Below are 11,707 nucleotides of genomic sequence, written 5' to 3'. Positions count from 1 at the left end.
TTTTACAATTGAACAAATGAAAAAAATAGATAAAGAAACAAAAGATTGGATTTAAGCATGAAAACAACAGTTGCTTTTGCTTTGCTAATAAAAAATAAGGAATTTGAAAATGAGTTTTTCGTTCATTACCATTTTGATAATGAAACCACAATTCGCATTTTAACTACAATGGGTGCAAAAGTAGAATTAATTGATTTTATTAAAATTGAAAAAGATATACCATATCATTCTTGTTTTGGAACAGCCAAAGATTATACAGAAAAATTTCATAATTATATTTATGATAAATTTGAAAATCAATACAGACGAGATATTTTTGGTTGTAATTGGATAAATACCAAGTCAATTACATTAACAACATTATATTCTGAATTTGAAAAAAAAATCGAAATTCAAAAAGGAGTTGAAATAAATAAATTAAATAATCAAACAACTCTATTTTGAAACAGTTCCAGAAAACGTGTATAATTTTCAAATTGGTGGTTATCTTGTAAAAGTTTTAACATTTACAATCAAACAAATGGAATTAATTGATATTGAAACAAAAGAATGGGTTTAAACAATACATCTGTGGATTCGCCGCAGTCAATTAATAATATGGATAATAATAAAACCGCAGATAATAGTAAAAACTTGCGGATTAATAAAACAACGACTTGATAATGAAAGAAAAAAAAGAACATAACATATGCATATTGTTTTTCGTTATGAGAAATTTTTTTTTGGTATTTGTTATTGTATTACCGTTCTTTATTAATTATTCTTATTGCCAGGTTTTTTCGGGGGTATGTAGAAATAAAGAAACAGGAAATATTATTCCTTATGTAAATATACAAATATTAGATAGGGATACCCACAATAAAAGGGGTTGCATTACGGATGAGAATGGTGTTTTTACACTTGATATGAGTAATAAAAAAGAGGCGGATAGTATTTTATTTTCTTGTGTTGGGTATGAGAAGTGTTCTTTGAAAATAAGAGATGTTCAAAATCTCAAAAATCGTACTGTTTTTCTCAAAGAAACTGTAATTTTGTTAGACGGGGTAGGAAAAAGAGCAAAAAAAATGAAAATGGTAGAGAAGATCTTAGGGGTAAGGAAAATCCCTATGAATAAGTATATGGGTTTTGCGGGTGAAATTCGCAAAGGATATGAATGTGGAGTTCTTATACGTATAAAAAAATACACACTTATTCAAAAATTGCGATTGAATACGCTTCCTTGCAGTTATGATACTATTTTTTATAAAATTAATATTTATAAAGTGCGAAGTAATCCTCTTGATGAAAGCATTTTGCAAAAAGAAATCTACATTCGTGTTCCTGAAGAGAAAAAAGAAGGTGAGTTTATATTTGACTTGACACCCTATAATATTGAGTTAAGCGATAATTTTTTAGTGACCTTAGAGCATATGGTACCATCGGATGCAAGTAAAGATTTAGGGGGAGGATGTATTTATTTTTCTTCGGATCCTGGTGCGGAAACGTATTATAGAGATAGTCGTTCTACTGATTGGGAAGTAATGTCAGGGGGTATTAGTATTTCTTTGGATGTAAAGATGGAAAGGTGAGAGGAGTGGTTAGTTAATGTTTGCAAAAAAGCTCTTACTTTTTAAATTGAGTCACATTGTTTGGAGTATTTTTTTGTAATAAAAGCAAAAAAATTATTTTTGTTTTATTTTCAGGTATTTCAATTTACTCATAGACAGTGTATGGAAACTATATTGTTGATCAAATCTTTGTTACCACATTATAATTTAGAGTGAGTAAAAATATTTTTTATCTATTATATACAAAAATACAATATATTCATTTTTAACAGGAAACACAAAATATTATGAATACAAAAAAAGCAAATACTGCATATCCAATACATCCACTAATGGAAGAGAGGTGGAGTCCGCGGGCTTTTGCTCGGGGAATAATTTTAGATTCGGAGATACATTCTCTTATGGAGGCGGCGAGATGGGCTCCTTCTTCAATGAATGAGCAGCCGTGGCGATTTATTGTTTCAAAAAATCCGAGTAAAAGTTTTATCAATATGTTAGATACTTTGATGGATACAAATAAAATATGGGCAAAAGAATCTATGGCTTTGATTGTGGTATTAGCAAGAACTACTTTTCAAAGAGATGGGTCTGTTAATAAACATGCATTTCATGATACAGGATTTGCTGTGGGTCAAATTTGTTTACAGGCTACGTCTATGGGATTCCACACGCACCAATTAGGTGGAATATATTATGATACAATAAAAGAGGTTTTTTCTGTTCCAAAAGATGAAGAGGTTGTTTGTATAATAGCTGTAGGGAAGTTGGGTAATCCCGATATTCTTTCAGAAGATTTACAAAAGAGAGAAGTGTCTACTCGTCAGAGAAAACCCATAGAGGATTTTTATACTTTTTTGAAAGAGTAATGAATGTTCACAAGTAAACTCTTCATTTTTAAAGTTCATACAATTTTTTGGGAGTATTTTTTGTAATGAAAACAAAAATATTTTTTGCTAGATTACATAGAAGGAGTTCTATTTTATCTTGTGTGAATCTTTGCGGAATAGTTTTTTTATTTTCAAAAATGTATTTGTTCTATTATAAAACTCCCATTCATATCCATTATTACATGTCCATTTATGGAACGTAAGTGACTAATACAGGCACTTTATTTTCGGAAGAACCAAGGCGTTGGTATGCTCTTTGAGAGAGTCGTACCAATATTTTATTATTACTTCCTATTTTAGGAAGTTGTCCTATTACTCGGGCATATATAATCTGATTATTTTCGAGGTTTTTTATTTCTAATATGCTTCCTATGGGTGCTGTAGGATGGAGGGCTAAAAATTTTCTCGTATCGGGAGAATTTTCAATTATAGAAGCAAATCCATCTTCTATAATTTTTGTAAATCCATTAGATTCATCAATAACCGAGGTGTTGATCTCGGGGATAGTATTTTCTATTTGGGATTCGGGGTTCCCTGTATTTTTTTTGTCTTTTTCTTCTTTGGTGCTATCTTTTTTTGCATTTGTTGGCGTTTCATTGTTTTTTATTTGGGTTGGTTCTATAATATGGTCTTTTGGAGCAGTAATGATTATTTTTTGTCCAACAGAAAGAGCATTATCTTGGATATTATTCCATTTTTTTATATGGGCAATGGATATATTGTATTTTTGAGAAATACTAAACATGGTTTCTTTTCCTTGCACGATATGATAGAGAGGAGTTCTATCCTTTTTTATTTTAAGAGTGAGTTGTTGCCCATTGGTAAGCTGATTTTTATTCGGTGGGAGATTATTCCATAGTACAATTTCCTCTATTTTTACATTATACATTCGGGATATAGAATAGAGGGTTTGTCCTTTTTCTACTGCATGGATTACTATTGTGGCATTACTGTCACTGGTATTTGTAATTTTTTCGGGCTTAACAGAAGATATTTTTTTAGAGTTGTATAAGATTTGAATTTCTAATCCTACGGATAAAGTATTTGCGTTTCCTTTATTTAGTTCTAAAATATCTGCCACTGTAGACCCGTATCTTCGAGAGATGCCAAATAGAGTTTCTCCCAGTTCTACTTTATGAGTGACGTAAGTGGTTCCATTTCTTACTTCTGTTTTTAAAGAATCTAAGGAAAAACTATTTTGAGCAATAGAAAAGAGTATTAAAAAGAAAAAAAGTGGTTTCATAATTGTGTGTTTTTAAGTTTTTTTATGTGTTATTGTTATTTTTTCATAAAAGGGGTAACCGATGAAACTAATATATTTTTAAATTCAGCAAGTGGTATCATAGAAGCACTATCACTGAGGGCGATATCAGGATTTTGATGTACTTCAAAGAAGAAACCATCTACTCCTACCGCTGCTGCTGCTCTTGCTATATAGGGTGCATACTCTCTATCAGCACCTGTTTTACCGGAAAGAGAGCCAGGTTTTTGTAAACTATGCGTTACGTCCATACAAACAGGGTATCCTAATTTTTTCATATCTACTATATTTCTAAAATCTACCACTAAATTACCATATCCGAACATAGTACCTCTTTCTGTTAAAATAATTTGTTGATTGTGTGTGGATTCTATTTTTTTTACTACGTATTTCATATCATCTCCGGCTATAAATTGTGCTTTTTTTACATTTACTATTTTATTTGTAGATCCACAGGCAACCAGGAGGTCTGTTTGCCTACAAAGAAAAGCAGGTATCTGTAAAATATCTACTACCTCTGCTATTTTTTCTACTTGCGTAGTTTCGTGAACATCCGTTGTGATAGAGAGATTATATCTTTTTTTTACCTCTTTTAGTATTTCTAATCCGTATTCTAATCCATTTCCTCTAAAAGATTCCCCCGAGGTTCTATTTGCTTTGTCAAAAGATGCTTTAAAAATATACACAAAACCCAGTTCTTCTGCTATTTTTGAAATACTTTGAGCCAAATCAAATACCATGTCTTCGTTCTCTATAATACAAGGACCGGAAATTAAAAATCGATTTTTTGTAATACTTTCGTATAGATTCATTTTGTTTAATAAGTTTAATTATTTGTAATTTTGTAATAAGATATTTTTAATTGATACAATAGTATTCTGATACAATAATATTCTTGAGATAAAAAAATATGTATGCTTATTCAAATGAGCAAGTTAACAAAAATTTTATTATATTTGCCATTATAAAAAAATAGTAGAATGTATAATTAAAAAATACAAATTACACAATAAAAAAATATGCAAACAAAAAATAATAATGAAAAACATCTGAGCAAAGAAGAAGAAGAAAGGATACGAAAAGCATTTCAAGAAAAGAATTGGGCTGAAATAAAAAGTAGTGACTCATGGGCTATCTTTAAAGTGGTATCCGAAATGGTAGAAGGATTTGAAAAATTAGCAAGAATAGGACCTTGTGTATCTATCTTTGGCTCGGCAAGGGTAAAATCTGACCACATATATTACAAAATAGCAGAAGAAATAGGGATAAAATTAGTCCAACACGGTTATGGGGTTATTACAGGAGGAGGACCTGGGATAATGGAAGCTGGGAATAAAGGAGCGCAACAACAAAAAGGAAAGTCAGTAGGACTCAATATCTATCTCCCCTTTGAACAGCATAATAATATCTATATTGACAGAGACAAACTCATCAATTTTGATTATTTTTTCGTAAGAAAAGTAATGTTTGTAAAATATTCTCAGGGATTTATTGTAATGCCAGGAGGATTTGGAACTCTTGATGAACTTTTTGAAGCCATAACTCTGATCCAAACAAAAAAAATAGGAAAATTTCCAATAGTACTAGTAGTAAAAGAGTATTGGGAAGGATTAATGAAGTGGATAAAAAAAATAATGTTAGAAGAAAAATTTATAAATCCACAAGATCTGGAATTATTGAGCTTAGTAGATACTCCTGAAGAAGCAGTTGAGGTTATAGATAATTTTTATTCTAAGTATGGTCTCGTTCCTAATTTTTAATCAATACCACAAAAAATAATGCAAAAAAACGAGATATATCAATCTATTGCTTATGTTCTCTTTACCTCTTGGACAATCCCCCTTATTGCGTTTCTTTTCATAAAAATAGCATATATCCAAAGGTTCAAAGAACCTCTAAAAATAGTATATATCTCTCTTTTTTTTGTATATTTTTTACTCATTGTCTTCATTGCTTATGCTTCTTGGAACGAAACGCTTCTCTATACCTATACATGGTTTTCTATAGCGGAAACTACCTTCTCAGTTTCTTTTATCATCAACAATACTCAGAGAATTTTTTTGCTCACGTCCAGTTTTATTACCCTCTTGGTAAGCATATATTCTCTCGAATATATGAAAACAGAAAAAGCCATTAACCGATACTTTTCTTTATTAGGGCTGTTTAGCTTTGCTATGCAAGGGATTATTGTATCGGATAACCTTCTTGTATTATATATGTTTTTAGAACTCATAAGTATCAGTTCTTATTTCTTAATACAATTCTATCACACAAAAGATGCCGCTGTTTCCGCAGCATATAAAGCCCTTCTTATAAATAAAATAGCCGATTTAGGGCTATTGATAAGTATTTTTTTTATATACACCTTGTTTGGAACATTAGAAATAGAGACATTGTATACTATTATTACAACAGCTGTATGGAATGGGCAAGGATATACTTTTGTCAATGATGTATCGATTTCGGGAGCGGAATTCAATATATTAGGAATATGTATACTATTCACTGCTATGGGAAAATCTGCTCAATTTCCACTCAGTGTTTGGTTACCAGATGCAATGGAAGCCCCTACTCCCATATCTGCCTTGATGCATTCCGCAACTATGGTAGCATCGGGCATATTTCTCTTGATAAAACTATTTTTTATATTCACTCCTTTTGTACTCAATATAGTGGTTATTATATCTGTATGTACTATTTTTGTAGGGTGTTTTTCTGCTCTCTTCCAAACAGATATAAAAAAAATACTTGCTTTCTCTACTATATCTCAACTCGGTTTTATGATGTTTTCCATTGGTATAGCTCAACCCGAAGCATCTTTTTTTCACCTCATTACTCACGCTTTTTTCAAAAGCACTCTTTTCCTTGCGGTAGGAAATATCATACACTTCCTCCGTAATTTCAAAGAAGCTACCAATCAATCTTTTAACCACCAAGATGCAGATTTTATGGGCGGATTAGCAAAGTATAAACCTTTTACAGCAATAGCATTTATTATATCCAGTGCTTCTTTGATAGGAATTCCCTTTTCTGCAGGGTATTTTTCAAAAAAAAATATCCTCAATTACTCCACTTCATGGGCAGATTTTTACGAATACCAGGGATATGCGGTAGTGCTGTGTATCTTTGTAGCTTCTTTTATAACAGCTGTGTATATGACAAGACAAACCATACTCATTTTCTTTGGAAAAAACAGAACCCCATTGCTCCAAACACATCTTGTATCCAAAACCCCCCTTCTTTTCACTATTCCTATCCTCATAATGATACTTGTTAGTATTCTTTTTTCTTTTCACTCCACTATATTAGATGTCGGATCACATTGGTTCTTACAAATAACTCAACCACTCCATCCTTTTTGCCTTTTTTCTTATTTTATTGCTTTCACTCCTAATAAAAATGAGTTTCTCACCCCCATTTCTATACTTATTGTACTCTCAGGTATAGGCATTGCTATCAAATGGTATCTGCCCAATACCTATACGGGATATATAAAAAAATCAAAAACCTACTTCTTTCTCAATCAATTGTGTTTTCATCATTTCTATATACAATATGTCTTGCATTTTTTCTGTGTGCGTCCCTTTTTTGCGTTGAGTAAAATGAGTGCTTTTGTTGACAAAAACATCCTTTCTCTTTTCATAAAGAATATAGGATATGTGTCCGTCACCTTTTCCCATATTCTGTATTGGATAGATAGAAAGATAATAGACGGAAGCATTACTCTCTTTCTCTTTTTTGTCAAATATATTTCCACACAAATAAATATTCTGCAAAGTGGCTCATACCAAAGAATGGTCCAATTTTCTCTCTTTGTTTTTATGATAATAATAGGAATGTGTGTTGTAGTAATATGCAATATGTAGTGTCTGCAAAAAAACTCTTAATTTTTAAATGGTAGTCAAATTTTTTGGAGTATTTTTTTTAGGAATCTATTAGTAATTTTTAATAAAATGTGTCAAAACATTCATTGAAAAGGAGCAGTACTCCTGGTGTGCCCAGAAACTTGCACAAATATTTTGGTTTAAACAACATGTTTTTATTTTTGATTATTTAAAAAGAAAAAATCCAAAAGGGATTGAAATATTATAGCAGATATATAAACTCCATTGAAAGAGATTGTTTGTTTTTTTTAATTCTGTTGTTCTACAATTTTTTCATCCTTTCGGGATTTTTTTATTGATTGTATTTTCTTGTTCTTAAAAAAGATGCTTTTTGAAAATAAAATACCATTTCAGAAAGCATTTTTGCATTAATAATAGAAAAAAAGATAGTTTATAAAAAATACTTACTCTTGATTTGTATTTCCCATTGTTTTTATTAATAAATAGTAACACATAATACATAAACCGATGTCAACAGCACGTTCATCAAACTTAAAAAAAATTACTACGCATCAGCTCATAGAAATGAAAAACAAAAAAGAAAAAATAAGCGTACTCACGGCGTATGATTATTCTATGGCTCAGATAGTAGATGAATCAGGGATAGATATGATATTAGTAGGGGACTCTGCATCTAACGTTATGATAGGCAACAGCACTACTATCCCTATAACCTTAGATCAAATGATATATCACGCCACCTGTGTGGTAAACGCAGTGAATAGGGCTTTGGTAATAGTAGATATTCCTTTTGGATATTATCAAGGAAACTCTTCCGAAGCACTTAAATCCTCCATACGTATAATGAAAGAATCAGGTGCCCACGGAGTAAAAATGGAGGGTGGAGCAGAAATAAAAGAAAGTATTGGACGGATACTCAGTGCAGGAATACCTGTAGTGGGACACTTAGGACTCACCCCTCAGTCTATCTATAAATTTGGTTCTTACACTGTCAGGGCTACTCAAGAATCTGAAGCGAAACGACTCTTGGAAGACGCTATACTACTACAAGAAACGGGATGTTGTGCTATAGTATTAGAAAAAATACCTGCGAAACTTGCCAAAGAAGTTTCTGAAACACTGCTTATCCCTACCATAGGAATAGGTGCGGGATACCATACAGACGGACAGGTTTTGGTAATTCACGATATGCTCGGCATTACACAAGGATTCAAGCCACGATTCTTAAGACAATATGCAAACCTTAACCAGGTCATTTCCGATGCGGTAAAAAATTATATTTCCGATGTCAAAAATGTCCATTTCCCCGATGAAAAAGAAAGCTATTGATAACCTATCCCTAAAAAAATAAAAAAACGAAATGAGCATACCTATCAAATACGAACATACAGAAAGAGAAAAAAAATGGTCCGATTATTGGGAAACAAATGCTTTTTTCAAAGCAAAAGAGCAAAGCCATAAAAAACCTTTTTCTATAGTTATCCCCCCCCCAAATGTGACTGGGATACTCCACATGGGTCATATACTCAATAATACCATTCAAGATATTCTCATAAGAAGAGCAAGAATGCAGGGATTTGAAAGTTGCTGGGTAGCAGGAACTGACCACGCTTCCATTGCTACGGAAGCAAAAGTAGTGCAAATGCTCAGAGAAAAAGGCATCAAAAAATCAGACCTCTCAAGAGAAGAATTCCTTCAATACGCATGGGAATGGAAAGAAAAATACGGAGGAATTATATTAGAACAGCTCAAAAAATTAGGAACTTCTTGTGATTGGGATAGAACTACTTTTACTATGGACGAGCATTATCACAAAGCCGTTATACGTGTGTTTGTAGACCTCTATAAAAAAGGATATATCTACCGCGGAAAGCGTATTATCAATTGGGACTGCGAAGCAAGAACAGCCCTTTCCAATGAAGAAGTTATTTATAAAGAAGAAGGAGAAATATCTACTCTTTTTTTTATAAAATACTACATAGAAAATGAAACAGACCCCCTCATTATTGCTACCCAACGCCCTGAAACTATCTTTGGAGATGTTGCTATTGCGGTAAACCCTACCGATGAAAGATATACAAGATTTATAGGAAAAAATGCAATAGTTCCTTTCATTAAAAGAAAGATACCTATCATAGCGGATAACTACGTAGAGAAGGAATTTGGAACAGGTTGCCTCAAAGTGACTCCCGCACACGACCCAAACGATTATGAAATAGGAATCCGACATCATTTGCCAGTTATAGATACCCTCAACGATAACGGAACTCTCAATGAACTGTGTGAAATGCCCAATTATATAGGAAAAGACAGATTCTTAGTGAAAAAATTAGTGGTAGAAGACCTTACCAATGCAGGTCTTTTAGTAAAAACAGAAGCATTTACAACCCGAATAGGAAGGTCGGAAAGAACCAATTCCGTAGTAGAGCCAAAACTATCCACACAATGGTTCATGAAGATGAAACAAATCTCCCAAAAAGCCCATCAAGCTGTTGTCCAAGATGAAATTAAACTCTATCCTTCTAAATTTAAAAATACGTATTCTTATTGGATGGAAAACGTCCGAGATTGGTGTATCTCCCGCCAGTTATGGTGGGGACAAAGAATCCCTGCTTATTATCTCAATACAGACAATAAAAACGAGTTTATAGTCGCAGAAACAAAAGAAGAAGCACTCAAAATTGCCCAAGAAAACACCAAGAACAATTCCCTCACCCTCCAAGATATTCACCAAGATGAAGATGTTTTAGATACATGGGCATCCTCATGGCTCTGGCCTTTGGAAGTATTTCACGGCTTCGATGACAAGTGCTTTGATACAGACACGGGAAAAATAATGAAAGAAAAAAACCCTGCTATTCAATATTTCTATCCAACGGATACTTTGGTTACTGCACCCGAAATACTCTTTTTTTGGGTAGCAAGAATGATCATCGCAGGATACGAATACACAGGAGAAAAACCATTTAGAAATGTATACCTCACAGGAATAGTGCGAGATAAACAGGGAAGAAAAATGTCTAAATCCCTCGGCAATTCTCCTGACCCATTAGAACTTATTGAAAAATACGGCGCTGACTCCCTCCGAAGTGGAATGCTCTTCTGTTCTCCCGCAGGGAATGATTTGCTTTTTGATATATCCCTCATAGAACAAGGATGGAACTTTTCTCATAAAATATGGAACGCCTTCCGTCTCATAAAAAATTGGAAAACAGAAGATACACCATCTCCCCATCTGCTCGCAATAGAATGGTTTCAAAACACCCTCGCAAAATCCATACACGAAATAGAGGAATACTATCAAAAATTTAGAATATCCGATGCCCTCAAATGTCTCTATAAATTACTATGGGATGACTTTTGCAGCTGGTACTTAGAAATTATTAAACCCCCCTATTCTCAACCTATCGACTCGCAAACACTCAAAATAACAGAAGAATTTTTAGAAACCATACTCAAAATGTTACATCCCTTTATCCCATTTATCACCGAAGATATTTGGCAACAAATAAAAGAACGGAAGCAAGGCGAATCTATCACTATACAAGCATATCCATCCCTTCAAGAATATAATCCGTCTGTTATACAAACAATGGAACATATCTTTGAAACTATCACAAAATGCAGAGAAGTGAGAAATGTAAAAGGAATCCCCCAAAAAACAAACACAAAACTTATTATAAAATTACCCGAAGCGCAAGAATCTCCTTACAAAATCTACCAAAATACTATAAACAAACTCGCAAATGTTTCCATCTCTTTTGACCCACATTACGAAGCAAAGGGAGATGCATCTTTTCACATAAAAGGAACAGAATTCTTTATTCCATTAGATATGCCAACCGACTATAAGCAAGAAAAAATGAGAATAGAAAAAGAAATAGAGTATGCGAGGGGCTTTTTAGAATCTGTCAATAAAAAACTACAGAACGAAAAATTTATATCTACCGCACCCGAAAAGGTAATATCTTTGGAAAAAAAAAAACAAGAAGATGCTCAATTTAAAATTACTCTTTTAGAAAAACAGCTACAGGAACTTATGAAATTATGAGTTATGATACAGAAAAACTACGAAGGAATGAAATTATTATAAAAAATAAAATTAACCACGTTTCATGTTTCATTAATCACTAAACACTAATCAGTAATAATTACCTTTTCTGCCTT

General features: G+C 32.7%; 9 protein-coding genes. 7 read left to right on the top strand and 2 right to left on the bottom strand.

Annotated elements, in window-relative coordinates; all coding sequences use genetic code 11:
* Positions 1–57 precede the first annotated feature (57 nt).
* From QM536_07810 to QM536_07800, 3 genes are all read left to right on the top strand, one after another.
* On the top strand, positions 58–444 hold the full coding sequence (locus QM536_07810) for a hypothetical protein (GenBank protein ID MDI9356908.1): 387 nt from the start codon (positions 58–60) through the stop codon (positions 442–444).
* A gap of 263 nt (positions 445–707) precedes the next feature.
* Entirely contained in the window at positions 708–1,568 is an 861-nt protein-coding gene (locus QM536_07805; protein ID MDI9356907.1) for a carboxypeptidase-like regulatory domain-containing protein, read from the top strand.
* Positions 1,569–1,834: 266 nt separating this feature from the next.
* A complete protein-coding gene (locus tag QM536_07800) occupies positions 1,835–2,413 on the top strand; it encodes a nitroreductase family protein (protein ID MDI9356906.1) in 579 nt (192 codons plus the stop codon).
* A gap of 211 nt (positions 2,414–2,624) precedes the next feature.
* Here the strand turns inward: QM536_07800 and QM536_07795 are convergent, their stop codons facing one another.
* The gene (locus tag QM536_07795) at positions 2,625–3,677 is read right to left on the bottom strand and encodes a LysM peptidoglycan-binding domain-containing protein (protein MDI9356905.1); all 1,053 of its coding nucleotides are present in this window, start codon (positions 3,675–3,677) and stop codon (positions 2,625–2,627) included.
* A 35-nt stretch (positions 3,678–3,712) separates the two neighbouring features.
* A complete protein-coding gene (gene kdsA / locus QM536_07790; GenBank protein ID MDI9356904.1) occupies positions 3,713–4,507 on the bottom strand; it encodes a 3-deoxy-8-phosphooctulonate synthase in 795 nt (264 codons plus the stop codon).
* 207 nt (positions 4,508–4,714) lie between these two features.
* On the opposite strand from kdsA, the gene QM536_07785 reads away from it, so the two are divergent.
* The 4 genes from QM536_07785 to QM536_07770 all read left to right on the top strand — a co-directional run bounded on the left by QM536_07785 (position 4,715) and on the right by QM536_07770 (position 11,591).
* A complete protein-coding gene (locus QM536_07785) occupies positions 4,715–5,455 on the top strand; it encodes a TIGR00730 family Rossman fold protein (GenBank protein ID MDI9356903.1) in 741 nt (246 codons plus the stop codon).
* Positions 5,456–5,473: 18 nt separating this feature from the next.
* Positions 5,474–7,561: a proton-conducting transporter membrane subunit gene (locus QM536_07780; GenBank protein MDI9356902.1), complete on the top strand. Its 2,088-nt coding sequence runs from the start codon at positions 5,474–5,476 to the stop codon at positions 7,559–7,561.
* Positions 7,562–8,047: 486 nt separating this feature from the next.
* On the top strand, positions 8,048–8,869 hold the full coding sequence (panB, locus tag QM536_07775; protein MDI9356901.1) for a 3-methyl-2-oxobutanoate hydroxymethyltransferase: 822 nt from the start codon (positions 8,048–8,050) through the stop codon (positions 8,867–8,869).
* A 31-nt stretch (positions 8,870–8,900) separates the two neighbouring features.
* Positions 8,901–11,591, top strand: coding sequence for a valine--tRNA ligase (locus tag QM536_07770; GenBank protein ID MDI9356900.1), 2,691 nt, complete (start codon positions 8,901–8,903; stop codon positions 11,589–11,591).
* Positions 11,592–11,707 lie beyond the last annotated feature (116 nt).

This window comes from Chitinophagaceae bacterium (genome assembly GCA_030053935.1).
GTDB lineage: Bacteria > Bacteroidota > Bacteroidia > Cytophagales > JASGCU01 > JASGCU01.
Note: the sequence above shows the minus strand (reverse complement) of the source record. Positions and strands in the feature narration are given on the sequence as shown.

Bases quoted from the DNA above. Each gene is read 5' to 3' on its own strand.
- QM536_07770 (MDI9356900.1), top strand. From the start codon at position 8,901: ATGAGCATACCTATCAAATACGAACATACAGAAAGAGAAAAAAAATGG.
- QM536_07810 (MDI9356908.1), top strand. From the start codon at position 58: ATGAAAACAACAGTTGCTTTTGCTTTGCTAATAAAAAATAAGGAATTT.
- QM536_07780 (MDI9356902.1), top strand. From the start codon at position 5,474: ATGCAAAAAAACGAGATATATCAATCTATTGCTTATGTTCTCTTTACC.
- QM536_07785 (MDI9356903.1), top strand. From the start codon at position 4,715: ATGCAAACAAAAAATAATAATGAAAAACATCTGAGCAAAGAAGAAGAA.
- panB (MDI9356901.1), top strand. From the start codon at position 8,048: ATGTCAACAGCACGTTCATCAAACTTAAAAAAAATTACTACGCATCAG.
- QM536_07795 (MDI9356905.1), bottom strand. From the start codon at position 3,677: ATGAAACCACTTTTTTTCTTTTTAATACTCTTTTCTATTGCTCAAAAT.
- kdsA (MDI9356904.1), bottom strand. From the start codon at position 4,507: ATGAATCTATACGAAAGTATTACAAAAAATCGATTTTTAATTTCCGGT.
- QM536_07805 (MDI9356907.1), top strand. From the start codon at position 708: ATGAGAAATTTTTTTTTGGTATTTGTTATTGTATTACCGTTCTTTATT.
- QM536_07800 (MDI9356906.1), top strand. From the start codon at position 1,835: ATGAATACAAAAAAAGCAAATACTGCATATCCAATACATCCACTAATG.